This is a genomic window from Viridibacillus sp. NPDC093762 (genome assembly GCF_050279675.1).
Classification (GTDB): domain Bacteria; phylum Bacillota; class Bacilli; order Bacillales_A; family Planococcaceae; genus Viridibacillus.
The window spans coordinates 130,093-156,486 of record NZ_JBNNUK010000004.1 but is presented as its reverse complement, the minus strand read 5'-3'; the positions used below and the strand labels follow the sequence as shown (position 1 = coordinate 156,486).

At 34.6% G+C, this 26,394-nt stretch carries 19 protein-coding genes, 1 other RNA gene, 1 pseudogene and 3 riboswitches; of the genes and pseudogenes, 17 read left to right on the top strand and 4 right to left on the bottom strand.

Annotated features, from left to right (window positions below):
* The first annotated feature begins 405 nt into the window (after positions 1 to 405).
* From ACQKM9_RS07700 to ACQKM9_RS07680, 5 genes are all read left to right on the top strand, one after another.
* The gene (locus tag ACQKM9_RS07700; protein WP_427733794.1) at positions 406 to 5,205 is read left to right on the top strand and encodes a collagen binding domain-containing protein; all 4,800 of its coding nucleotides are present in this window, start codon (positions 406 to 408) and stop codon (positions 5,203 to 5,205) included.
* Positions 5,206 to 5,448: 243 nt separating this feature from the next.
* Positions 5,449 to 6,582 (top strand): DUF5050 domain-containing protein, encoded by a 1,134-nt coding sequence (locus tag ACQKM9_RS07695; protein ID WP_427733793.1) that lies wholly within the window; start codon positions 5,449 to 5,451, stop codon positions 6,580 to 6,582.
* A gap of 245 nt (positions 6,583 to 6,827) precedes the next feature.
* Entirely contained in the window at positions 6,828 to 7,883 is a 1,056-nt protein-coding gene (locus ACQKM9_RS07690; RefSeq protein WP_427733906.1) for a nitric oxide synthase oxygenase, read from the top strand.
* Between the two features lie 81 nt (positions 7,884 to 7,964).
* Positions 7,965 to 8,070: riboswitch (SAM riboswitch) on the top strand.
* 173 nt (positions 8,071 to 8,243) lie between these two features.
* Positions 8,244 to 9,443, top strand: coding sequence for a M20 metallopeptidase family protein (locus tag ACQKM9_RS07685; protein WP_427733792.1), 1,200 nt, complete (start codon positions 8,244 to 8,246; stop codon positions 9,441 to 9,443).
* 13 nt (positions 9,444 to 9,456) lie between these two features.
* On the top strand, positions 9,457 to 10,266 hold the full coding sequence (locus ACQKM9_RS07680; protein ID WP_427733791.1) for a VOC family protein: 810 nt from the start codon (positions 9,457 to 9,459) through the stop codon (positions 10,264 to 10,266).
* Positions 10,267 to 10,482: 216 nt separating this feature from the next.
* On the opposite strand, the gene ACQKM9_RS07675 is transcribed toward ACQKM9_RS07680, so the two are convergent.
* Positions 10,483 to 11,700 (bottom strand): CynX/NimT family MFS transporter, encoded by a 1,218-nt coding sequence (locus ACQKM9_RS07675; RefSeq protein WP_427733790.1) that lies wholly within the window; start codon positions 11,698 to 11,700, stop codon positions 10,483 to 10,485.
* Between the two features lie 145 nt (positions 11,701 to 11,845).
* Between ACQKM9_RS07675 and ACQKM9_RS07670 the strand changes: the two genes are divergently transcribed.
* Together ACQKM9_RS07670 and ACQKM9_RS07665 are read left to right on the top strand one after the other, a co-directional pair.
* Positions 11,846 to 12,712, top strand: coding sequence for an aminoglycoside 6-adenylyltransferase (locus tag ACQKM9_RS07670; RefSeq protein WP_427733905.1), 867 nt, complete (start codon positions 11,846 to 11,848; stop codon positions 12,710 to 12,712).
* Positions 12,713 to 12,835: 123 nt separating this feature from the next.
* A riboswitch (Lysine riboswitch) is annotated at positions 12,836 to 13,014 on the top strand.
* A 107-nt stretch (positions 13,015 to 13,121) separates the two neighbouring features.
* A complete protein-coding gene (locus ACQKM9_RS07665) occupies positions 13,122 to 14,582 on the top strand; it encodes an amino acid permease (RefSeq protein WP_427733789.1) in 1,461 nt (486 codons plus the stop codon).
* 154 nt (positions 14,583 to 14,736) lie between these two features.
* Here the strand turns inward: ACQKM9_RS07665 and ACQKM9_RS07660 are convergent, their stop codons facing one another.
* Positions 14,737 to 14,925 (bottom strand): acetyltransferase, encoded by a 189-nt coding sequence (locus ACQKM9_RS07660; protein ID WP_427733788.1) that lies wholly within the window; start codon positions 14,923 to 14,925, stop codon positions 14,737 to 14,739.
* Between the two features lie 243 nt (positions 14,926 to 15,168).
* Positions 15,169 to 15,270: riboswitch (purine riboswitch) on the top strand.
* 193 nt (positions 15,271 to 15,463) lie between these two features.
* On the opposite strand from ACQKM9_RS07660, the gene ACQKM9_RS07655 reads away from it, so the two are divergent.
* From ACQKM9_RS07655 to ACQKM9_RS07630, 6 genes are all read left to right on the top strand, one after another.
* A complete protein-coding gene (locus tag ACQKM9_RS07655) occupies positions 15,464 to 16,051 on the top strand; it encodes a xanthine phosphoribosyltransferase (protein WP_427733787.1) in 588 nt (195 codons plus the stop codon).
* Positions 16,048 to 17,340: a nucleobase:cation symporter-2 family protein gene (locus ACQKM9_RS07650; protein ID WP_427733786.1), complete on the top strand. Its 1,293-nt coding sequence runs from the start codon at positions 16,048 to 16,050 to the stop codon at positions 17,338 to 17,340. Before ACQKM9_RS07655 ends, ACQKM9_RS07650 begins: the two co-directional genes overlap by 4 nt.
* Before the next feature lie 164 nt (positions 17,341 to 17,504).
* The gene (locus ACQKM9_RS07645; RefSeq protein ID WP_427733904.1) at positions 17,505 to 18,467 is read left to right on the top strand and encodes a bile acid:sodium symporter family protein; all 963 of its coding nucleotides are present in this window, start codon (positions 17,505 to 17,507) and stop codon (positions 18,465 to 18,467) included.
* A gap of 285 nt (positions 18,468 to 18,752) precedes the next feature.
* Positions 18,753 to 19,988: an amidohydrolase gene (locus tag ACQKM9_RS07640; RefSeq protein ID WP_427733785.1), complete on the top strand. Its 1,236-nt coding sequence runs from the start codon at positions 18,753 to 18,755 to the stop codon at positions 19,986 to 19,988.
* A 2-nt stretch (positions 19,989 to 19,990) separates the two neighbouring features.
* Complete coding sequence (locus tag ACQKM9_RS07635) at positions 19,991 to 21,205, top strand: amidohydrolase (RefSeq protein ID WP_427733784.1); 1,215 nt, start codon at positions 19,991 to 19,993, stop codon at positions 21,203 to 21,205.
* Positions 21,206 to 21,441: 236 nt separating this feature from the next.
* Positions 21,442 to 21,657, top strand: a complete 216-nt coding sequence (locus ACQKM9_RS07630; RefSeq protein WP_427733783.1) for an EamA family transporter — start codon at positions 21,442 to 21,444, stop codon at positions 21,655 to 21,657.
* A gap of 325 nt (positions 21,658 to 21,982) precedes the next feature.
* Here the strand turns inward: ACQKM9_RS07630 and ACQKM9_RS07625 are convergent, their stop codons facing one another.
* Positions 21,983 to 22,540 carry an SLOG family protein gene (locus ACQKM9_RS07625; protein WP_427733782.1) on the bottom strand — a complete coding sequence of 186 codons (558 nt, stop codon included), beginning with the start codon at positions 22,538 to 22,540 and terminating at the stop codon, positions 21,983 to 21,985.
* Positions 22,541 to 22,976: 436 nt separating this feature from the next.
* Between ACQKM9_RS07625 and ACQKM9_RS07620 the strand changes: the two genes are divergently transcribed.
* From ACQKM9_RS07620 to ACQKM9_RS07610, 3 genes and pseudogenes are all read left to right on the top strand, one after another.
* Entirely contained in the window at positions 22,977 to 23,444 is a 468-nt protein-coding gene (locus tag ACQKM9_RS07620) for a MarR family winged helix-turn-helix transcriptional regulator (RefSeq protein ID WP_427733781.1), read from the top strand.
* A gap of 1 nt (position 23,445) precedes the next feature.
* Positions 23,446 to 23,699: pseudogene (locus ACQKM9_RS07615) on the top strand (hypothetical protein).
* Between the two features lie 199 nt (positions 23,700 to 23,898).
* Positions 23,899 to 24,807, top strand: a complete 909-nt coding sequence (locus tag ACQKM9_RS07610) for a methyl-accepting chemotaxis protein (protein ID WP_427733780.1) — start codon at positions 23,899 to 23,901, stop codon at positions 24,805 to 24,807.
* 257 nt (positions 24,808 to 25,064) lie between these two features.
* Here the strand turns inward: ACQKM9_RS07610 and ssrS are convergent.
* Positions 25,065 to 25,260: non-coding RNA, 6S RNA (gene ssrS, locus ACQKM9_RS07605), on the bottom strand.
* 114 nt (positions 25,261 to 25,374) lie between these two features.
* Between ssrS and ACQKM9_RS07600 the strand changes: the two genes are divergently transcribed.
* Entirely contained in the window at positions 25,375 to 26,250 is an 876-nt protein-coding gene (locus tag ACQKM9_RS07600; RefSeq protein WP_427733779.1) for a LysR family transcriptional regulator, read from the top strand.
* Positions 26,251 to 26,394 lie beyond the last annotated feature (144 nt).

The following is a 26,394-nucleotide window of genomic DNA, read 5'->3' as shown; positions in this document are numbered from 1 at the left end:
GGTGTTAATAACTAAATATATACTTTTTTTCTACTTAGTTAAATATAACTATATATTTTTCATTTATTCAATAATATGTTATATTAAATATTTCTTTGCGAAACTTAAGTCTCATCTAATTCATTTAGTTCAGAATTTGTTCAGAAGAAGCGGTTAAAATGGTATGGAGCATTCCTAAATTAGAAAAATTTTTCGAAATAAATCCCAAAATGAAGTAGTTAATAATAAATAGAAAAGGAGAAATATGAGTTATTTGGATAAAGAATAGTGTGAATAGAAGAAATTGGTGGAAGAGGAATGTTAAACCCGAGCAAAAAGTTGGTTGAAACCTTTAATTATAAGGTGATATCGGGAGAATTGAAATGGTGCAGAAAAATGATGAGGTTAAATAATAGGGAGGTAAGTATGAAAAAGATTGGTTTTATAACAATGATGATTCTATTACTCGTGAATAGTTTTTTAACTCCAATTGCTGCAAATGCAAATAGTAATAACGAGCAATTATTTATTTTAGGAACCCCAGAAATAATCAAAGGTTCGAAAGAAGAATCGGCAGCGACGGTTAAGTATAATTGGCATTTTAATGCTGGTGATAAGAAAGAGGCAGCAATATACGATTTCCAATTACCTGAAGGGGTTAAGGTAGGTACAACTCAAACAAATAAATTACTAATTGATGGGATAGAAATCGGCTCGTACACAGTATCGGGTAGCCAAATTCAAGTGAAAATTTTAAAGGATCAGACAAAAAGCGGTTCTGGTACGATAGAAATCGTTGGGGAACAGGAAATCACTGTTAACCAACCTGAAGCCGATTCAACAGTTACTGGCGATTCTACAGAAGAGGCAGTAGAGAATACAAAAGTTGAAAATGGAAAAAAGGTAGAATTACTTAAAGAAGTTGAGGGAATCACTTCTGAAGAAGATGAAAAACCAACAACAGAAGAAAATGGTACGGATGATTCAAAAGGAGAAGAAGAAAACAATAAAACGCCAAACACAGATATAAAAGAGAATATCTTAACGAGTGCAAAATTGACCTTTGAAAATAAGAAAGGTGAGGAAATTGGAAGTGTCGATCGTGAATCTATTATTACAGTAGATTACGAATATGAACTTCCAAATAATCATGGCTACACAGAGGGTGCGATATTCAAATTTAATTTGCCAAAAGAACTAAATGTTTATGAAGAAGTGAAAAATGCACCACTTAGGTTCGATGGAGAAGACATTGGGGTCTTTTCAGTTGGTATGGACGGGGTAGCTACTGTTACTTTTAATAAATTCATAGAAAACCATTCAGATATTAAAGGGACACTACAAGTTTTATCGAAAATAAGTGAAAAAGTAGTGGTTACTGATGAAAAAATAGTTACAGTAACACCTATTACTGGTAAAGATTCTATTAATATCCCTATTGATTACAAACCAATAGGTTCTACTATTGATAAAAAGGGTACTCCAGATAAAAAATATAATGCAAATACGATTGATTGGACGATCGACTTCAATAAAAGTCTTGATTCTATTAAAAATGCTGTGCTTAGTGATCCTATCCAAAAAGGACAATTATTGCAAGCTGATTCTGTAAGGATATATAAACTAATAACGCATTTAGATGGAAGTGTTGAGCAAGGGGCAGAAGTTACCACTGAATATAACCTTGGAAAAACAGCGGAAGATAAAGATTTCCAAATAAATTTAGGGGACATCAAATCTGCTTATCGTGTAGTATACACAACGAAAATCACAGATTCTGATGGAACGCATTATGAAAACAAAGCAACATTATCAGGTACAGACTTTAATGAGGAATCGGCTAGTGCAACAGTAAGCGTTGGACGAGGGAAAACGTTAGAAAAAAAATCAATAGGGTACGATCCAGCAAAACAAACAATTACGTGGGAAATCAAATACAATTACAATGAAAAAACAATTCCTGCAGAGAAAGCGATTCTAACAGACTTTTTTAACAATACACAGGAGTTTGTAGATGATTCTCTTAAAGTTGAAAAAGTGAAAATTGGTGAGAATGGTAATGAAAATGGATCAGAAGCAGTATCAACTGGTTATACATTCACTCCAAAATCAGCAGAAGGTAAAAATGGGTTTGAATTAAAGTTTGATCAAGAAATAAATTCTGCATATAAAATTGTCTATAAAACAAAAGCGAATAATCGCGTTTATGATGGCGAGGAAATCATAAATGAAGTGACATCTGGTAATGGTGGACAAGGAACAGGAAAAGAGACCATTTACCAACAAATACTAGAAAAATATTATGTAAGTTCAGATTATAAAGACAAAACAGCAACATGGATGATTGCCATAAACCAAGATAGTCATTCAATGAAAAACGTTAAACTTGTAGACTCATTTACAAATAAAGGGCTAACATTACTTCCGGACACACTTAAAATTACAACACCTGGAAATGAACTTGAAAAAGGTGAAGATTACACATTAAAAGAAGATACAGATGGTAATGGCTTCACAATTGAATTTACAAAAGAAATTAATACACCACATGTAATTGAATATAAAACAAAATTTAATTATGAAAATCGTGAAAAAGAATCTTTAAATTATTTAGAAAACAACGTCAGTCTTAAATGGACTGATAAAGATGGTCAAGATAAATCAAAAGAAGCAACGGCAAAATTTACGCCAGATGAATATACGCAATCTAACGGTTTTAAAAACGGCTCGTACAATGCTGTAGATAAAGAAATAACATGGAATATCGGTGTAAATTACAACCTTAAAACACTATCAAATGCCTATGTAGAAGATTTCATTTTAGACAATCAAAAACTTGTTGAGGATTCATTAAAAGTATATAAAATGTCTTTAACGGGTGGAGCAAACGGCACAGAAACAGAAGAGTTAGTAGAAGGTAAAGATTATACAGTTGAGTGGAATCCTGGTGATAAACCAGGTTTTAAAGTGATTTTTAATAAGGAAATTAATGAACCTTATTTAATTTCATATAAAACAAGTTTGAAAGATTCACTTATTAAAAATAAATATAGTAACACTGCGACACTATATAATGACGGGAAAAAAGTAACTGATCTTACTGCAAGTGTATCCGTACAACATGGAGGCGAATATACTAAAAAATCAGGAGTACAGAAAGGTAAGATTATTAATTGGAAAGTTAATATTAACTTCGGGCAATCAAGCGTATCGAATGTAAAATTAACAGATAATCCAAGTGGTAACCAATCTATACTCGAAAACTCCTTCCATCTATACGCTACTACAGTTGATGAAAAAGGGAACGTTACAAAAGGAAAAGAATTAGAACACGACCAATATAAAATTGAATTTAAAAAGGGAGAGGGCGATAAGGATTTCTTTGAGCTTACCTTTAAGAATTCAATTGACACTCCTTATATTCTAGAATATCAGTCACTTATTTTAGATAAAGTGGGAGCTAAGATTAATAACGATATTACATTGACAGGCGACCAAATTTCAGAGGAAACAACTGAATCTAAAGCCGTTGTTGAAGTTAAAAAAACAACAGGTTCAGGAACAGGGGAAGGTAAAGTTGGAAGTCTAGAAGTAAAGAAATTTGCTGCTGATGATAAAACAAAACCTCTTCCAGGAGCTGTATTCTCACTAATCGATGAGGAAAGTGGTGTGGTCATCAAAACGTTGACTACAGGCGAAGATGGTACTGTAAAGTTTGAAAAATTGCTTTACGGAAACTATTTATTAAAAGAGGATCATGCCCCTAAAGGATATGTTGTAGGTATTAATGATACAAAAAAAATAAAGATTAGTGGCGCTAACGAAGAAATTATTTACAATGATAGAATCATTCAAGCTGTAGAGCTAATAAAAGTTGATAAGGAAAATTCCGCTACGACACTGCAAGGCGCGATATTTGAACTTCAACAAAAGCAAGGTACTGAATATAAGACCATTAAAACAGCACTAACAACAGATGAAAATGGCAAAATTATTGTAAATAATCTTGAACCTGGTGAGTATCGATTTGTTGAAACAAAGGCACCTGAACATTATTTGCTAGACGAAGAGCCAGTTGAATTCACGATTGTAAAAGATCAAACTAAAGTAGAAGTAGTGAAAAAAGAAAATGTTAGAGGCAAAGGAAACCTATCAGTCATTAAAGTGGACGCGGCAGATGCTAGTAAAGTTTTAGAAGGTGCAATCTTTGAACTTTACGACAGTAAAAATTCTTTAGTCGATACAAAAACAACAAATGCAAAAGGTAAGATAGTATTTGAAAACTTACCTTATGATAATTACACATTAAAAGAAATCACTGCTCCAAATGGTTACGCAATTGATTCGAAGGATAGTAATGTGGTTGTTACTCTAGACAAATCAGATAAAGAAATAACAATTAAAAACAACAAAATTATCCGAGCATTTAAATTGAAAAAAGTAGATGCAAATAATTCTAAAATCGTATTAAAAGATGCAGAATTCAAATTGATGTATAAAAAGCTAGAGACAGATGAGTATACCGTTGTTAGTGGGAAAGAGAAACTAATAACAGATAAAAATGGTGAAATTTATGAAGAGAATCTTGATGAAGGATTCTATCAACTTATTGAAACAAAAGCTCCAGCTGGTTATATACTAGATAGCAAGCCGATAGAATTTGCTATCCAAAAAGAACAAATTGAAATACTGGACTTAACAAAAACAAATGAATACAAACATCCAGTTGATCCAGGCAAACCAGTTGATCCAGGCAAACCAGTTGATCCAGGCAAACCAGTTGATCCAGGCAAACCAGTTGATCCAGGCAAACCGGTTGATCCAGGCAAACCGGTTGACCCAGGCAAACCGGTTGACCCAGGCAAACCAGTTGACCCAGGCAAACCGGTTGACCCAGGCAAACCAGTTGACCCAGGTAAACCAGGAGAACCAGGAAAACCAGTTGACCCAGGTAAACCAGGAGAACCAGGAAAACCGAGCAATCCGGGTGAACCAAGCAAACCTGGAAATCCAAATAATCCGGGAGGACCAAACAATTCGGGTAATCCTAACACACCAGGAAAACCGAGTGATTCAGGTAAGCCGAATAATCAGGGTAGCGTAAAAGAAAGTAAAATACTTCCACAAACAGGTGTAGAGTATCCAGCAGGTACCCTATTTATAGGAATTTTAGCTATCCTGTTTGGTTTATGGGTTTTATATAACAGAAGAAGTACAAAGGCATAGAAAAAGAGGACTATTTAGTGGGAATTCGCCACTAATAGTCCTCTTTTTATTTTAGGAAACAAATAGATAATAAGGAATTAATATAGGTATTTAGTCTAAAACCTGAACATTCATATTACTATTATAGATACATATATTCACTGCCAAATTACGTCAGATATAGTCAATATAACTAATGTCGGATACTCATTTAGAACTATATTTAATATAATTAGAGAAAAGAAAAGGTTAGGAATGGTATAGATGAAACAGTTAATGAAGGTGATTCTAGGAATTATTTTAATAGCAAGCATCTTTCCTATGCAAACCTTTGCAAGGAGCACTATCTCAACAAAATCTTTGAGTAACGAAGAACAAAAGACATATAATAATATTCTCAAAAGCTTGCAAAATGTAGAAGCAAGTACAGATTTTAATTCTAGCGAAGTAAGGCCTGAAAAAATTGGGTCAATCGTAAATAAGGTAGTTGAGGATCATCCGGAAATTTTTTATTATAATGGAGCAACTACATTCTCAACTGGAACAATCAAATTTAAATATGATGGCAGTAAACAAAGTATTCTTAAAAAGAAGAACAAAATTGATGCTGAAGTAAAGCGTATTATAAATGCAAAAATAAAAAAAAATATGAGTGATATAGAAAAGATAAGGGCTATTCATGATTATCTAGTTTTATCGGTAAAATATGATTACAAAAACCAAGGAAAAGATAAGGTTTCCCGAGATTCTTATGAAGTTTATGGTGCTTTAGTGAATAAAGTTGCCGTTTGTGATGGGTATTCAAAGTCAATGCAACTACTTTTAAATAAAGTAGGAGTGGAAACGATAGTTGTTACGGGAAGTAGTAAAGGCGTGAGCCACTCTTGGAACATGGTGAAGATTAATGGTGAGTACTATCATATCGATACGACTTGGGATGATCCAATTCCAAACAAAACTGGAGTTGTTAACTATCATTATTTTTTACTATGTGATGCACAATTGAAAAAAGATCATAGCTGGAAAGAAAAAGAGTTTCCAAACGCAAATAGTGAAAAATACGGATATTTCCACAATATGGGGAACGTGATTGAAAAAAGTGGAACATATTATTTTTCAAATAATAAAAATGATCAATTATTTAAGATGGATAAAAAAAGTAATAAGCAATTAAAAGTTGTCAACGACAAAGTACCTTTCTTAGCCGTATATGGCCAATGGATTTACTATAGTAATTATTCCGATAGTGGTTATTTATATAAAGTGAAGCTAAATGGTCAAAATAAAACTAAAATAAAATCTACCCATGTCGTAGACTTGTATGTAAAAAGTAAAGTGCTTTATTATAAAGAAAATAAATCAGGGAAAATTCACCAATTAGCTCTTACTGCTAAATGAAAATATTCACTGTAAACTACTGTTAAAAACCCTAACTTCTATAGAAGTTAGGGTTTTTAGTACCTATAATAAAATATTTGGATAAGCTGTTAATTTATAACAATATAAATAATATCAGTTTATGCCAAAATTGACAGTTGCCACAAAATCACCACATTATTTAAGTCTTATGCCTTGTCTAATGGAAATCAATTCTTCTATGATGGTAGTTAGGAAGTCGAGTGGTGACAGGAGGAACTGTGGCGATGTTGAATGAGGCTATTGATTTTATAAAATTGTATTATTCAGAAATAGAGCGATCTGAAGAGGAATTAGTAAGACGCTTAGCTGAAGTAGAGCATGATATCCAAGAGAATGGATTTTATGAACATACAATAGATGAACTGAAATTTGGGGCACAAGTAGGTTGGCGTAATAGCAATAAATGTATTGGACGTTTGTTTTGGCAAACGTTGCAAGTGCTTGATAAGCGGGAACTAACAAGTGAGCAAGATATTTTTCAAGGACTTCTAGAGCATATTGCTTTCGCTACAAACGGTGGTCGTATCCGCCCGACCATTACAATTTTCTCTCAACGTAATGTACGTGTTTGGAATCATCAATTAGTCCGCTATGCTGGGTATGAAAAGCCAGATGGCATTGTGGGAGATCCAGATTCGGTGGAGTTTACGAAGAAATGTGAGCAACTTGGCTGGCAAGGACAAGGTGGTCGATTTGATATTTTGCCACTAGTTATTCAAGTTGGAGAAAGAGAACCGCAATTATTCGATATTCCAGCTGAGTATATATTAGAAGTCCCCATCCGACACCCTGAGTTTGAATGGTTTAAGGACCTTGGTTTGAAATGGTATGCTGTACCGATGATTTCGAATATGAAATTAGAAGTTGGTGGTATTACATATGCAGCAGCTCCTTTTAATGGTTGGTATATGGGTACGGAAATTGGTGCACGTAATTTAGCTGATGACTATCGATATAATATGTTACCGACAATCGCAGAAAAAATGGGTTTAAATACAGCTTCAAATTCTTCCTTATGGAAAGATCGTGCATTAGTTGAATTAAATGCGGCAGTTTTATACTCGTATAAAGAAGATGAAGTGAGCATTGTTGATCACCATACAGCAGCACAACAATTCAAACGCTTCGAATCCAATGAACAAATTGCAGGGCGTGAAGTAACGGGGAATTGGACATGGCTTATTCCACCATTATCACCGGCTACAACGCATATATTCCATAAACCATATGACAATGAACGTAAAACGCCAAATTATTTTTATCAGAAAGCGCCATATTGATTTAGAGAATTGCAGGAAATTTATTGCAATTTTCAATGGATTGGCGTAACATGATTTTAATTACTACTAATTCAATAGGTTTTCTTATCGAGAGAGATGGAGGGACTGGCCCTGTGATATCTCAGCAACCGCTATTAAAGCAAGGTGCTACTTCCAGCAAGTTGATTAAAAACTTGATAGATGAGGAGAGACTTACATACCAAGTCGATTTCTCTATTTCATTTAGAGAAATCGACTTTTTTATTATCATGAAATAAATTTGCAGAGCATATAATGAAAAGTTTCCTAAGAAAAAAATTTATCTCAAATTCAAAGTAAACCGATTTGAATTAAAAGTATAAATTGAAGGAGGAGTATTGAATGAGTGCGATAACGCAAAAACAACTTTTAACTACAATTTATGAAGAAATAGATCAAGGTTTTGGTGAAATTGTTGGGTGGAGGAGATATTTACATGAGCATCCCGAGTTATCTTTTGAAGAATATGAAACTGCAAAATTTATTGCAGAAAAACTTGAGAGCTTCGGTTTAGAGGTGAAAAAAGGGATAGGCGGAAATGGTTTAATTGGTATTTTGAAAGGAGATCAAGCTGGTCAAACAATCGCTTTGAGAGCCGATTTTGATGCATTACCTATTACAGATTTAAAAGAAGTTGCATATAAATCTCAAAAAGATGGTGTCATGCATGCATGTGGTCATGATGGACATACGACCGCATTACTTGCGACAGCGAAAACACTAAGCCATTACAGAGAGCATCTACACGGTAACATCATTTTTATCTTCCAACATGCGGAGGAAAAACCTCCTGGTGGTGCGAAATTTATGATTGCTGAAGATATATTAAAAGATGTCGATTATGTATTTGGTGCGCATTTAGACGCAGGTGCATCAGTTGGAAAGGTATCTGTTGGGGATGGTTTTAAAATGGCTGCAGTTGATAAATTCACGATTAAAATTCAAGGACTAGGTGGCCATGGTGCGAAACCACAACAATCCATTGACTCAATTGTTGTGGGTAGTGAAATCGTTGGAGCGTTGCAGAAAATTGTCAGTCGTCGCTTAAATCCATTTGATGCAGCGGTAGTGACAGTTGGTGTATTCCATGCAGGAAGTGCTTTCAATATTATTGCTGATTCGGCAATTATTGAAGGAACGGTTCGCACAATGACGGATGAAGTTCGCAATAAGGTAAAAGAAGAAATCTACTCAATCGTCAAAGGCATAACGAAATCAGCACATGCCACATATGAAATCGATTATTTACACGGCTATCCAGCTCTATACAATCATCCGGCTGAGACTGCTCTTGTGAAAGGTTTATTTGAAAGGGAATTTGGTGCTGAATCGGTGATTGAATTTGAACCGTCAATGGGTGGAGAGGATTTTGCATATTTTTTAAATGAAAAACCAGGTACTTATTTTAAAGCAGGTTCACGAAATGACGACGAACGCACTCATTTTGCACATCATCATCCGAAATTCGATTTTGATGAAAGAGCGTTATTAACAATAGAGAAAGCATTTGTGAAAATCGTTTCACATTATTTATTTAAATAAGGGGGACTTGAACATGACATTATCTTTTGATCACTTAGTACATTTTGTAGATGAACCAAAAGGAGTAATAAAATCATTACAAAACCAAGGAATCCACGTTGTTGATGGTGGCGTTCATGAAGGGCGCGGAACGTACAATGCACTTAGCTACTTTGATTTAAGTTATATAGAGTACCTTGGTACATACGACAGAGAGCTAGTAGCAGGAGCAAAACATTTACATCACAGCCTTATTGAAACAGTAGTAAATAATAAATTCAAAGAAGGTTTCGTAAGATTTGCAGCTCGCACAACGGATATTGAAGAGGTAGCAAGAAGTTTAAAAAAGCACGGTCTATCAGTAAATGGGCCAGTACCAATGTACAGAAAACGACCAGATGGTAGCGTTATTAGCTGGCAATTACTTTACGCTGGAGAAGAAAATGGCTCTCTTCAATTGCCATTTATTATTCAATGGGATGACAATGATGATAAACGTAGACAGGAGCAAGTTGAAAAAGGAGTCATTGGAAAGCAACCAGAAAAGTTGGACTTTGCAGGAGTTACTTTTGCAGTAATAGATGCTGAAAAAACTGCTGACGAATGGTCTCGATATCTAGGGTTAAAGGTTGCGGAAGCGTATGTCGATCCGGAGTTGAATGCTATTGTACAGGTGCTGACATTAGCTGGCGGTGACTTATACTTTGCTAGTCCTATTGGAGATGGAGTTGTTGCAAAAGTATTAACAGAACGAGGAGAATGTCCATTCCAAGTTAATTTCTCAGGGGCTATAGAACCTGTTACATTTGAATTGTTTAACGGTCGCTATCATTTTGAGAAGTAATTTATAGCAAAGATTGTATTTGTGTGACATAAAGTGGAGGGGGATTAGTAAGCTAGCAAGTATAAAGACAATAAAAATTAAAAGCTATTAAGTATTGGTAAAACTACTTAATAGCTTTTTTCTATGACTTGTTTTGTTGGGAGTGTGAAGTTGGATATGCATAACTTGATTCTCGTAATACAAAAAATACGAGTCATTGTAAGCTTGGATACAACTCTATTTTCCAGGTGTAACATAGCCTTCTTTTGCAGCATGCATACTAACCGTCACTAATAGCAGAACTGTAATGATGAATAGAATGATAGCTGTTGTCCAGCTATTCGTAATATCGTGAACATAGCCAAATAATACAGGACCGATAGCAGCTAATAGATAACCAAGTGATTGAGCAGTACCAGATAATTCTGCCGCTTCATGAGCGGTACGTGTGCGCAGCGAAAAATACATCATAGCTAAACTAAATGATGCACCACCTGCAAGTCCAAGTAAAATCATCCATAACACTGTTAAAGAGGTCCATCCAGCTAAAATACCTCCGAATCCTACTAGATAAAGAACGCCGAAAACAATAACAAGTGGGCGTTGATCTTTTCTACGGCCAGCAATAATGGGAATCATAAATGTTGCAGGTAATTGCGAAAACTGCATAAAGGAGAACATCCAACCAGCAGTATTAGCGCTCATTCCTTGTGACTGCAACATTTCTGGAATCCAAGCTGCAGTTGTATAGAAAATTAGAGATTGGAAGCCCATTGCTAATGTAATTGTCCAAGTTAGGGGTGATTTCCAAAGTGGGGTGTGTTCTTTATTAGTTTCCGAGCCAATATTGGATTCAGACTTTGATTTACGAATTTGTGGAAGCCAAACAATAATAGCGATTATTGCTAAAATAAACCAGATGCCTAATGCAATTCTCCAACCGAGATCTCCGCTAGCAAGCGGATAGCTAATCCCAGCTGCTAAGCTTGCAGATAGATTCATCGAAACAGTGAAAATTCCTGTTAATAACCCAACTTGTAAAGGGAATTTTAATTTAATCAAACTTGGTAACAGTACATTGCCAAAAGCAATTGCTACACCGATTAGAGTAGTACCTAATAACAGTGTGAAGGTCGTACCTAATGATCGAGTGAGAATCCCTACAGCAAGTATTGCTGTTGAGAATAGTAAAGTACGTTCTACCCCAAAGCGCTTTGAAAATTTTGGCGCTAATGGTGAAATAACAGCAAAAGCAAGTAAGGGAAACGTTGTGATAAATCCTGCTAATACATTTGAAATATGAAGACCATCACGAATGAATGAGATAATTGGACCTACAGAAGTTAAAGGAGCACGTAATGTAGAAGCGATGAAAATAATCCCAATTACAAGTAACCAAACATTACGATTCCATTTTAGCTTGTTGCCATTTTGAACAGCTTGATTTGTTGCCAATTGTAACGCCTCCTATTATATATATTTATGAATCTTATAATATTTTAACCCACTAATTGACAAAGGTTAATTATATCAAAGAAAATGGATAATTATATAAGATGGCTCAAAATATAATTACCAATTTAATACGGGGGTATTGATGATGAGAACAGCGCAGCAAATGATGGATTTAATCCTAGATGTAGCGAAAAATGATGAACGCGTACGCGCGGTTTGTATGAATGGTTCAAGAACAAATAATAATGTGAAAAAGGATCCCTTTCAAGATTTTGATATCGTTTATATTGTGACGGATATTAAATCACTTACTAATAATCCTCATTGGGTAGACATTTTTGGAGAGAGAGTCATTATGCAAACGCCAGAAGACATGGTGTTGTTTCCACCTGAACTTGGTGGACGTTATACATACTTGATGCAATTTTCGGATGGGAACCGGATTGATTTGATGCTTATCCCTGTCGAAGAGCAAGAAATATATTGTAAAGAAGATAGTTTAACTACAATCTTGTTAGATAAAAATGGTTCACTTCCTAAACTCCCTCCACCAACGGACGTCAATTACTGGGTGCAATGCCCAACAGAAGAACATTATAAGGATTGTTGTAATGAGTTTTGGTGGGTTGCTACATATATTGCGAAAGGTTTATGGAGAAAAGAAATGCTTTATGCACAAGCACATTTTCATAATACGCGTGAAATGCTGATTCAAATGCTTTCTTGGCAAGTCGGAGTGCAAACAGACTTTTCAAGAAGCGTTGGAAAAAACGGCAAGGACCTAGAGTACTTATTACCAAAAGAGGTGTGGGAGCAGTTACTCTCAACATATAATAATGCTAGCTATGATTCAGCAGGGCAAGTACTATTTATTATGTGTGATTTATTTCAAAGTACAGCAACAAATGTTGCTAGCATGCTTTCATTCCAAAGTTATGAAGAAGGTGTTAAAGTGCTCAATTATTTAAAGCATATTCAAACGCTACCGAGTGATGCAAAAGTTATATTTTGAAGACTTAACAAAAATTAACTTAAATTGCCTTAATATTCAAGAGAACTTACATCTTGAATATCGAAATCTCTTGTATTATAATAGGGGCATATTAAATTAATATATTGCAATGCCTCATCCATTCGATGAGGTAGAGGTCGCGATATTAAAAAGTAAAATGGATGAGGCGAAAAGCGTCAGTGATTCTATTTGAAAGGGAATATCGCCGAAGTGTTTATAAGCTTTTTCTTATAATCATTGGGGCTGTTGCCGAAAGGTGCAGAACTGTCACGTCTTAGTGGGCGTGTTGAGCTATCTTTATCAAGGTTGATGGGCATGTTTAGATACCATCGCATATTCCTTGTGATGGTATTTTTTATGACATCAAGTTAACCTTTTTGCAATGAAAAATGGAAAGAGGGGATTCTTAATGAGTAATAAAAATAACGGCCAAAGCGTAGAAACGCAAGGTCTTAATAGAGGACTGAAAAGTCGTCATGTGACGATGATTTCACTTGGAGGAACAATCGGTACAGGGTTGTTCTTAGCAAGTGGTGCAGCTATCCACGAAGCAGGTCCAGGTGGAGCGTTATTAGCATATTCTTTAATTGGTATTATGGTGTTCTTCTTAATGACAAGCTTAGGGGAAATGGCAGCATTTATGCCTGTATCTGGTTCGTTTAGTACTTACGCATCTAAATTCGTTGACCCAGCACTAGGTTTTGCTCTTGGTTGGAACTACTGGTATAACTGGGCAATTACAATCGCAGCTGAAATTGCAGCTGTATCATTAATTATGAAATTTTGGTTCCCTGATGTATCATCATTCGTCTGGACCGCAGGGTTTTTAGTAATCATCTTCACTTTAAATGTCTTGTCGATTAAAAGCTTTGGTGAAAGTGAATATTGGTTTTCACTTATTAAAGTCGTTACAATTGTCGTCTTTATCATCGTCAGCTTCTTGATGGTATTTGGTTTAATGGGTGGACAAGACCCAGTTGGATTCAAAAACTTCTTCATTGAAGATGGTCCATTCCATGGTGGTTTCTTCGCAATGTTTGGTATTTTCTTAGCAGCAGGTTTCTCATTTCAAGGAACAGAACTACTAGGGATTACTGCTGGAGAAACAGACGATCCAGGAAAAAGTATTCCGAAAGCTGTTCGTCAAGTTTTCTGGCGTATTCTGTTATTCTACATTTTAGCGATTTTAGCAATTGGCTTATTAATTCCATTTACTGATGAACGTTTAGCTAGTAGTGATATTACAGTAAGTCCGTTCACATTAGTATTTGAAAATGCAGGTATCGCGTTTGCAGCTTCAGTTATGAATGCGATCATTTTAACGGCTATTTTATCTTCAGGAAACTCTGGTTTATATGCGTCATCACGTATGCTTTGGGAGCTTGCTAAAGATGGTAAAGCACCTAAAATGTTTACTAAACTAAACAAACGCGGTATTCCGATGGCTGCATTAGTAGCAACTTGTTTAGTTGCTTGTGTATCATTTATCGCATCATTCTTTGGTGATGGTGTTGTCTACATTTGGTTGTTAAATGCATCAGGTATGTGTGGGTTTGTAGCTTGGCTAGGGATTGCAGTAAGTCATTACCGATTCCGTAAAGCCTATATTGTACAAGGTCGCGATTTGAACGAATTACCTTATAAAGCAAAATGGTTCCCATTCGGTCCGATCTTCGCCTTTGTACTTTGTGCAATCGTCGTTGTTGGCCAAAACTATACAGCATTTACAGGCGACCATATCGATTGGTACGGTATCCTTGTTTCATATATCGGGTTACCAATTTTCTTAGCCATTTGGTTCGGCTATAAAATTGTTCATAAAACGAAAATCGTCAAACTAGAAGATTGTGACTTTGATAGTCACCGTTAACCTAAAAAAACTACGTAGCCTCTAAGCTACGTAGTTTTTTGTTTTATTAATTCACACTCATTTACAATATAATTAACAAGCGTGAATGTGTTTATGGGGAGTAAATTAATAAATTATCTGAATGGCATTTAAATCAATATTGGAATAAGGAAAGTTATTTCAAATTCTTAGGTTCAGTGACATAAAGAGTTTCAATGTATCCACAATCACTACAATATTCTGCAGATATAGGTGAGGATTTGCCTCTAATATTGCTTGCTGGTACCATTTGAAGCATTACAGCACCACTGTGAAGTACCCCTTTTTTCATTTCGTTTCCGTCACATTTAGGACATTTGCCCATATCTCATCTCCAACTCCTTGAAATTGTATTTTTTTGTAAAATATCTTAAATGGAATTATAGCATAAGTTATAATTTACTGAGCCGTAATAAATAGAATATTTAAATAAATGGAACTAGTTAAATACCACATAGTTCCTTTTGTTTTAGTGCTTTAAAAACGTGAAAAAGATTGAATAGTCTTTCATTATTTGTAAGGATTGAAATTCAAAATTTGAGTGCTATAATAGGAACATTCTATAACGAAAATCTTAATAGCATTCACTCATATAATAGCGAGAATAAGGCTCGCAAGTTTCTACCGGTTTGCCGTAAACAAACTGACTATGAGAGGCACTGATGTAGAGAGCAAATATCTAATGATATTGTTTTTCTATACCCAAAGAACTTTTAGCTCTAGGGACTTTGCTCCACTCGTAGTAAGAATGGATGCATGGTTTCTGAGTTTTTTTATTATATTCTAGTTGATACAAACGAGTATTAATGATTAATATAGTACAAAATTTAGAAACCGCTAGGAAAAGAAGGGAGCGCCTAAACTTGAAGGCACTGCAGGACAAAATTGTACAAGACGGTAAAGTATTATCAGACACAGTATTAAAAGTTGATTCTTTCTTGAATCATCAAATTGATCCGAAACTTATGCAAGACATCGGTCAAGAGTTTGCGAATCGCTATAAAGATGCAGGTTTAACAAAAATCGTTACAATCGAATCTTCAGGTATTGCACCAGCTACTATGGCCGGTCTTATTTTAGGTATACCCGTAGTTTTTGCTCGTAAACGTAAATCTTTAACTTTAGCAGGAAATTTATATTCTTCAAAAGTTCATTCATTTACAAAGAATGAAACAAATGAAATTTCTGTATCAAAAGATTTCTTGAAATCAGATGATGTTGTACTAATTATTGATGATTTCTTAGCGAATGGAGAAGCTGTGAAAGGCTTACTTGATATCGTTGGACAAGCAGGTGCAACTGCTAGTGGCGTAGGTATTGTCATAGAAAAAGGTTTCCAAGATGGTGGTAAGCTACTTCGTGAAAAAGGTATTCGTATTGATTCTTTAGCAATCATTTCATCTTTGGAAGACGGTAAAGTAACATTTGCCGAAGGAGACTTGGCTCGATGAAAAACCTGAAATTAGTGACACTTGGGATACAGCATTTATTAGCAATGTATGCAGGGGCTATTCTAGTTCCTTTAATCATTGGTAAATCTTTAGGGTTTGATTCAACGCAATTAACGTATTTAGTTTCCATTGATATTATGATGTGCGGTATTGCAACACTATTACAAGTGGTACGTGGTAAGTTTTTTGGTATAGGTTTACCAATCGTTCTAGGCTGTACCTTTACGGCAGTAGCGCCAATTATTGCAATTGGTAAAGGATATGGCTTATCCGCAATTTATGGTTCTGTCATTGCTTCAGGACTAATTGTAGTATTGATTGCAAGTTTTTTTGGAAAGTTAGTACGTTTTTTCCCACCAGTTGTCACTGGTTCAGTTGTAACAATTATAGGAATCACTTTAATACCAGTTGCTATTAACAATATGGGTGGTGGCCAAGGAGCTAAGGATTTCGGTTCTGCTCCTAACATCGCGTTAGCATTTGGAACATTGATTACTATTGTTTTAATTTATCGATTCACAAAGGGATTTGCTCGTGCAATTTCTATTTTAATAGGATTAGTACTCGGAACAATTGCAGCAATCTTCATGGGTAAAGTTGACTTTACTCCAGTGATTGAAGCTGACTTTTTGCAAATGGTTCAGCCATTCTATTTTGGCACACCAACATTCCATTGGGAACCAATCGTTACGATGACACTTGTAGCATTAGTATCTTTAGTAGAGTCGACAGGTTCTTACTTTGCACTTAGTGATATATGTAAGCAACCTGTGACAGAAAAGGATTTAGCTCGTGGTTATCGTTCTGAAGGTTTAGCTTCTATTATTGGTGGTCTTTTCAACTCATTCCCATACACAGCATTTTCTCAAAATGTTGGGTTACTACAAATGACAGGCGTACGTACACGTAATGTTATTTTCGTCACAGGTGGTTTCTTAGTGACATTAGGTTTTTTGCCTAAAGTGGCAGCATTAACGACAATCATTCCAACGCCTGTACTAGGTGGAGCTATGATTGCAATGTTCGGGATGGTTATTGCTCAAGGTATTAAAATGTTAAGTACAACGATCAATCAATCTGAAGGTAATTCAATGATTATCGCTTGTGCAATCGGCATGGGCCTTGGTGTTACAGTTGTTCCAGATATCTTCAAAGTCTTACCTTCTAGCGTTCAAATCCTAACAAGTAACGGTATTGTTGCAGGAAGTGTAACTGCTATCGTATTAAATATTATTTTTAATATGATCCCATGGAGAAGAGAAGAATCAAAGGAAGAATTAGTAGATTAGAAAGTTTACTATTATTTTAAGGTACATCACTTCTTTATAGTGGTGTATCTTTTTTTTTCATATATCACTAAAAAACAGGGATTATAAACTAGAGCATTAATTTTGTATGATAAATTAAAATCTCTAGCATATAATCTAATAAAATTGTAAAGGAGGTAAGTAACATACAGACGATAGAAAAGACCGGGAAATTTGTTGGCGATACTTTCGCCATATGGGTCTTGGTAGTTGCAGGTCTAGCATTATACGCTCCAGAGCAATTTACGTGGATTGGCCCTTATATCTCATTATTATTAGGGATTGTCATGTTTGGTATGGGGATGACATTATCTATAGGAGACTTCAAATTGATATTGAAACAGCCAAAAGGGGTTATAGTCGGTGTTTTATCGCAATTTATAGTCATGCCATCATTAGCATACATACTAGCAAAAGGTTTTAATTTATCTCCAGAAGTCGCAATAGGCGTCATCTTAGTTGGAGCATGCCCAGGGGGGACAGCTTCAAATGTTATGACTTTTTTAGCGAAAGGGAATACAGCGTTATCTGTAACTGTCACATCTATTACGACTCTACTTGCGCCACTTTTGACACCAACTATTGTATTTTTACTAGCTAGTGAGTGGCTAAAAGTATCAGCAAGTGATATGTTCATCTCTGTTGTTAAAATTGTGTTAATCCCAATTATTTTAGGCGTTGTTGTAAAATTAATATTCAAAAATAAAACAGATGCTGCAATTGGTGTTATGCCTTTCATTTCTGTTATTGCGATAGTAATGATTGTAGCTGCTGTTGTAGGTGGTAGTCGTGATAAAATTTTAGAAACAGGGCTATTAATATTCGCTGTTGTTATTTTACACAATGGTTTAGGGTTACTATTTGGATTCTTAATTGCAAAAGCACTGAAATTGAATTATGAAGATCAAAAAGCAATATCTATAGAAGTAGGAATGCAAAATTCCGGTCTAGGAGCAGCATCAGCAGTTGCCCATTTCAGTCCATTAGCTGCAGTTCCGAGTGCGATTTTCAGTGTATGGCACAATATTTCGGGTCCATTACTCGCAACGTATTGGAGCTGGAAGGCTAACAAAAAAACGTTAAAAGTATTAGATGGAAACAAAGAGTAGCAATTTAAGGCTATTCCATAAGTGTTAAACACTTGTGGAATAGCTTTTTAATTTTGCCATCACTAATATTAGTATCAAGCTAGTTGTAAATCATAAAAACCTATAAAAAATTTTGAAATTAGGATAGGCCCTACGTCCATATTATATTAATTATGAAACTATTAATTGCAGAAAATAGCGAATATAGCGACAATAGTATATGATTTACAAAATGAGCGGAATTTGCGTCCAATTCGTTGCTCATTGTAGCAAATTTGGTTTTATTCATATAGGAGGTAGTAAGTAATGCAGAATCTATTGATAAAAAACGCTAAGTTAGAAACAGGTTTTAGCTATATAAATGGTCATATTGTAAGTACACAAACAGAGTTATTTGATGTATTAATTACGAACGGACAAGTAATTGAAATAGGAAAAGATATACAAGCTTCAAATATCGAAATTTTAGATGCACAAGAAGCTTTATTAATGCCTGCATTTAGAGATATGCATATTCATGTGGATAAAACATATTTTAGCGGGCCATGGAAGGCATGCAAGTCAATAACTAAAGGTATATTAACGAGAATTGAAGAGGAGGAAGAACTGCTTCCTGCTCAACTTCCAACTGCACTTCATCGTGCAGAAAATATGATTCAATTACTCATCTCTCAAGGTCATACCCACATAAGGTCACATTGCAATGTTGATCCTCAAATTGGTACAAAGCATATAGAAATTACGAAAGAAGCATTTCAAAAATTTGAAGGACAAGTTACTTATGATATTGTAGCGTTTCCTCAGCATGGATTATTACGTTCGGGAGTTGAACCATTAATACGTGAAGCGATGAAAATGGGTGCCACATTAGTTGGTGGATTGGATCCTTCTGTTATTGACCGTGATATAGATAAATCATTGCAAGTAACTATGGATATAGCAGTGGAAGCAGGAACTGGTATCGATATGCATATTCATGATCCAAATACACTTGGTGCTTTTGAATTCTATCAATTGGCGAAATTAACGAAAGAAGCTAACAAAGTTGGACAAGTGACAATTAGTCATGCAATGGCTTTAGGTGATCTAGAAGGTAAAGAGTTAGAAGCATTAACGGCGACTTTAGCAGATGCTCAAATCGATGTAACTTCAACGGTGCCAATTGGTCGAACAACTATTCCAATTCCATACTTATATGATAATGGGGTGAAAGTGTCGCTTGGACACGATAGTTTAACAGATCACTGGTCACCATTTGGGACAGGGAATACTGTAGAAAAGTTAAATACATTTGCTGAAAGATTTAAATGTATTGATGAATACTCACTTAGTCGTTGCTGGAAATATGCATCAGGTGGAATTACACCACTAAATGATGTAGGTATGAGAGTTTGGCCACAAGTGGGAGATTTAGCGAATATAGTATTACTTGATGCAGAGTGCTCAGCACAGGCTGTAGCAAGAAGAAGACCAATTGCACATGTTATTTCACAAGGTCAACTTATTTTCACAAATGAAGAACTAGTAGGACAGGAGGGGTAATAATGAGTAACGTACAATGGCTTTCAAATGTGAAATTAGAAGTAGGAGAAAGAGTCTTACCAAATGGCACAGTTGAAACTGAAACAGCATTATTCCATATTCAAATAACAGAGGGTAAAATAGCAAAATTAATATCTACTTCTGAGAACATTCCTTTAAATGAAAGTAGTATCGATATGAAAGAAAAACTAGCCGTTCCAACATTTAAAGAGATGCATAATCATCTTGATAAAACATATATGTCTTTAGGATGGAGAGCTTGTACACCTGTGTCCAACTTAAAAGAACGATTAGCACATGAGGCAAGCGAACTACCTTTACTTGCTGATTCTACACAGCAGAGAGCGACAAAAATGATTGAAACAATCTTAGCAAATGGCGCGACACATATTCGTACACACGTTAATATTGATCCTTATATAGGACTAAAAAATTTAGAGGGTGTTATTGCAGCACTTGATACATTTAAAGGTAAAGTAACTGCAGATATTATTGCTTTCCCACAACATGGTTTACTTCGAGATCATGTTCCTGCTTTAATTAGAGAAGCGATGCGAAGTGGAGCAACAATGGTTGGGGGATTAGACCCAGCAGGAATTGATAATGCAATTGAAAAATCTTTATATGAAACTATGAATATAGCTACAGAATTTGATGCAGATGTTGATATTCATCTTCATGATGGCGGACATGTAGGCTATTATACAGTGGATAAATGGGTAGACATTATTGAGGATGCAAATTATTATGGGCGTACAGCATTAAGCCATTCGTTTTGTTTAGGTGATATATCTATTCCTGAACAAGAGAAAATTGCAACACGTTTAGCAGAAAATAATGTTGCTATTATGTCCACCATTCCTATTAACTTAAAGAGAGTTATTCCACCAATCGATTTACTGGATCGATATGGAGTAAAAGTAAATTTTGGTTGTGATGGATTCTTTGATTCTTGGAGTCCTTATGGCTCTGGGGACGTTCTAGAAAAAGTTACACGTTTTTGTGAGTTAACGAGTAAAATTGATGAGAAATCACTTAGAAATGCTTTGAAATGGATTACAGGAGGAATTACAGCTTTAGATCAGAATGGTCAAAAAGTTTGGCCGAATGTGCAGGATGATGCAGACTTTGTTTTCTTTGATGCCGCTTCTTCAGCAGAAGTAGTTGCTCGAAAGCCACTTAAGCGAACTGTTATGGTGAATGGTCAATTTGTATAAATAATGAGAGGATAGCCTGAAAGGAAACGGTGATTGTTTCTTTTCCTAGAGGATATCCTCTTAGCTTTTCATAAAAGATGAAAAATTATAGAAATGTATTTATATGAAAAATCAATTAGTTACGTATTTCATTTTATTTTGTTGTGTTATTGCTTGGGGCAGTAATTTTATTTTTGGTGCAATATTAGTGAATGTATTTGCTCCAAGTGTGATTGCATTTATGAGGAATTTTTATAGTGCTATTTTTATGGAGCATTACTTTTAGAGAAGTAAGAAATTTTAGGCTATCTAAAAAGGGGTTTCTAATATTAGCTATTGCAGGGCTTATTGGTATTACCCTCAATCAATGGAGTTTTTATGCTAGTTTACAATATTCAGAACCGGTAAAAGCTGCTCTTATTTTATCGTTATCCCCTATATTGACGGCCATCTTATCTGTAGCCTTTTTTTAGCGCGAAAGAAAAAAGTATTTTGGTTCGGCTCATTAGCTGCCCTACTTGATGATTGGTTAGTCATAACGAATGGTTCCTTTGTGACAGTCCATTTTGGTAAAGGTGAGCTATTAATAACAGTAATAATGTTATCCTTTTCTATTTCCCTCATTTTTGTTCAACAACTATCAAAATCGATGCCACTTGGCGTCATAACTTTTTATAGTAATATTTTTGGTTTAATTGTACTGAGAACGCCAATTGAATTATTTCAATTATTAGGTGGAATTGTGATTGTGTGTGGAGTTACGATTTCATTGAGAACTAAAAAACTCTCCTCTAAAAACTACTCCCATTCTTTCATCTGTTCTTCTTCTGCAACAACCTGTAGATCATAGGCGTTAATGTTGAGAATCGTGTAATCATGCTTCTCGGCATACAGTTCGGCAAGCTTTTTTATATATTTAGGAGAACCATCGTTTTCTTCATCATAAATAATGAGAATACCGTCTGAATTTTTTATAAGAAATTTATTTTTCTCGATAAATTGCCAAGGGGCTTCATATGATCGCTTAGTTAAACTCGTGACAAAGTTTGCTTTTGCAGCAATCATATCGTATTTTTCTTGTTTTTGTTCATTCCAATTTTTTTGTTGATCCAGAAATGGTGTGATAATTGCATATTTTACATCTGGATATTCAATTTGCAGTTCTTGTACAACTTCTGCTGCCCAAATTTCTACACCAAGTTGACCGCTTAAAATAACCCATTCCAATCCATCGTTAATTAAGGAAATCAATTGATTATGTAATGCCTTCTTTATAATCGGTATACCTGGGTGTTGATCATTAAAAATACCTAGCTCATGTGCCTTGTAGCCAGTAATGACTAAACGTTTTAGCATGAAAGGCCTCCTCTATAGAATTATTATGCTATAAATTATTTTACATGCTTAGTGAAGGAATGGAAAAGTATTTGCAAGTATTAAAGTAGAGATAAATAGAACCTATGTGAAGGTTTCCCTCCCAAATTGGTTCTATAAATATTTTATTGCTTCTAAGGTGACCAACTTATCAATTGTTTAGTTTAAATCTACGGTATTGGTTAATACATTATTTCCAGAATCTAAGTGGAGGCAAAGGGTTTCTGTTGTACTTGAAACAGATGGATTTAGACGAAGGTAAATTGTTTTTATTGCTCATCCGTTTTCATCCACAGTTACATAAAGAAAAAGTCTTCATTATAGAATTGGAAAAGATGTTTTGACTAAAAATTTACATTTCATCAAATATAAAATAAAATATATATCGTACACGATATATATTTATGGAGAGAGTAATGTGAATAAATTATTTAAATTAGACAACCAGCTTTGTTTTGAAGTTTATAAAGCAGCAAATCAATTTACAAAATTATATCGCCAAATTTTAGAGGCTTTTGACTTAACATATCCACAATATTTGGTACTTTTAGCTCTTTGGGAGAAGGATCACTTATTAGTAAAACAGCTTAGTGAAAAGGTGTGTTTAGGCATAGGGACACTAAATCCGATAATTAATAAGTTAGTTGATAAAGGATGGGTGACAAAGGAAATTTCTACTCAAGATAAGCGAGCAATTATTGTGTCGCTTACAGAAAAAGCACAAATACAAGAATCTTTAATAACCGAAGAAATTCTCAATAAAGTATCGGAATGTGAAACATTAATAGTGCAAGACGGGGTATTGAAATCACGGTTAAACGAATTAAACGAGTTATTAACACAATTAAATGAGATGAGGGATCAATGTGAGTATTTAAGAAATTGATGTGAGATTGGATGATGGGACGAAATATAGCTTGGATCGTTATAAAGGAAAGGTTATGTTAATAGTTAATACAGCAACAAAATGCGGATTTAGTCCACAATTCATGTTACTTCTCATTCAAAAGGTTTCTTAGGGAAAAGCATAAAATGGAATTTTACAAAATTTTTAGTGAATCAAAATGGAGAAATTGTTCACCGTTTTGGCTCAAAAGATAAGCCGTATAGTTTTGAAAGGGAAATTCTAAAATATTTATAGAATATAAGATTTACATAATTGAACTATTTAGTAGGCAATAGAATCATTAAATAATGTTAGATATATCGCAGAGTTGGTATGTTGGAACGAGGATGGAAAATATATTCAATCAACTTAGATGGCCTTTTCATAGTTAAATTAAAGTGAAATACATTGAGTAATAATGACATGAATATTCAAATATAAGGGGTTGAATAATATGAATGTGTTGGAGAATCAGGTGACAGACGAACTTGTAGTGAAAGCCATTGAAAATAATTTAGCAATAATACGTTTTGATTTGAATCGAAAAGTGGCATACGTAAATAATCTTTTTGCACAAACATTAGGTTATAGTGTGGAAGAAATGTACGGAAAGAATCATAAAGAATTTTGCTTTCCATCCTTCGTAAACAGTGGATCCTATGAACGATTTTGGAAAAGTCTACTATCTGGGAGAAGCTTTCAAGATAAAATTGAGCGGATGGATGCATCGGGTAATCGAATATGGTTAGAAGCTACGTATATGCCTATATTTGCTGAAAATAGTAATAAAATAGTAGGTGTATCAAAAATAGCTACTAATATAACAGAACGTCAGAACATGATTGTGGAAGTAGCCGACGATTTAAAAGGCATGTCCAAACAGCTTCATAATCGATCCGAAGCCGGAATAATGAGAAGTCATGAATTGCGTGAGACGATTAATCGTATAGCAAGAGAATCAGAGGAAAATACAGTTAATTTAGTGAGTTTACAAAGTCAGGCTGATTCTATTAAAGGAATCGTGAAAACTATTCGTGAAATTGCTTCCCAAACAAATCTATTAGCATTAAATGCGGCAATTGAAGCTGCTAGGGCAGGAGAGCATGGTCGAGGTTTTGATGTTGTTGCAAAGGAAGTAAGAAAACTGTCTGAAAAAGTAGCTCATTCAATTTCCGAAGTGAGAGACAATGTTGAAGGAATTACTTTGGAAATTGAAAAAGTAACAGGAAGTATAAATCGAGTGTCCCAAAGTGTGGAGCAGACGCATGATCAAATCAATGTAGCAATACAAGACTTTACAGAAATATCAACTTCTGCTGAAGCATTGGATGAAAAGGCGCAGAATTTCACGGAAATTATTTGATGGAATATAAAAAAAGAAAAAGTATGACAAAGCAAAACAGCATATGTAATAAATATATGATTGATGCGAAAAGGAAAGCATCGTAGGAATAATATAATTAAATAAAAATTCAATGAAAACGTTTAAACAAGTACAGATACGGTACTTTTGAACGTTTTTTTATTAATGAAAATTAGACGTAAAGTAAGTATTAGAAGGATGTAATAAAATATAAAAAACCAGCCTCCATAAAGGAAACTGGTTAGATAATTTAAAGTTAATAAGCCGCGTATGCCGTAATTTTTTAATATTGAAAGTTTTAAACCACCACTCCTCAAAGTGGGTGTTCGCAGAGGGTTTCATGTTTGTCCGCATTAACAATGGAATGCGGCATGCCAATCCTTCCTCAATTAAAACTCCCTTTTACAGCTTAAAGGTTAAAACTTAATATGATTACGAACAATGCAGCCTGTATTCATATAATACTGCAAAATTGCTGTAACTGCAAGAATGATGATTACATAGTATTTACTTTCTTTTTCGAGTACACTAAGACTGAAAAATGGAATAATAAAGGGAGGTAAATAGATGAATATTGATCATTTAGAAGCCTTTATGTATGTCGTGCATTTGCAGAGTTTTCATAAAGCATCGAAGGCGTTATTCTTATCACAGCCTACAGTTTCAGCACGGATTAAAACATTGGAACGTGAATTGAATACTGAATTATTTGAAAGGCAAGGAAGAGGAGTAATACTAACTCAGCAGGGGAAGGATTTTATTCCATATGCTCAGCAAATAATCCAAACATTTAATGATGGAAAACAGCAGATGAAACATCGGGAGAATCAGCATGAAATTGTAATTGGGGCAAATATTATAACTTCTCAATACTTTATTCCATTTGCTTTGTCCTTTTGGAAAACGCAAAATCCTGAGTTACGCTTTAAATTTGTATCTGCTACAAATGATGTGCTATTAGAAAAGTTGTTGAATAAGCAAATTGATATGGCTTTTATGAAACGGTTAACAAGTGAAGGTATTCAACAAGATAGTATGCTTGATAATTCAGTGAGATTGATCGTTAGTCCTGGCCATGCTTTATTAGGTAAGAAAATAATCACCGCAAAAGTACTTGCAGAGGAACCAATGGTGTTTTTTGAGTGTGGTGCTTTTGATTGGAATTTGATTTATAAATTGTTTGAGGTAGAGCAGGTAGAACCTCTTATTGAATTTAAAGTAGATCACTTAGAAGTAGCAAAATCACTCATAAAAAATAAACATTGTATTGGGTTCTTACCTAATTTATGTGTGAAAGATGAGCTTGCAAGAGGTGAATTAGTAGAAATAGATACTTCTCATTTGTTGTTGATTAAGCAACATGTCTATTTAACATATTTTCAAAGTGAAGCGGTGGAACTACTGCGTAAGGATATAAATCGCTCTATAAATGCATTTCTATAATGAAAAATAGATTGATAGAAATTTTTAATCAATTATTAATTTTTCCTATCATTATTACTCTTGTCAGCCCTATAAGAAAAATGTTAGTATTATCCACAATTAGAAAACGTATAATTCTTATCAGTTAACTTGTAATTAAAAATT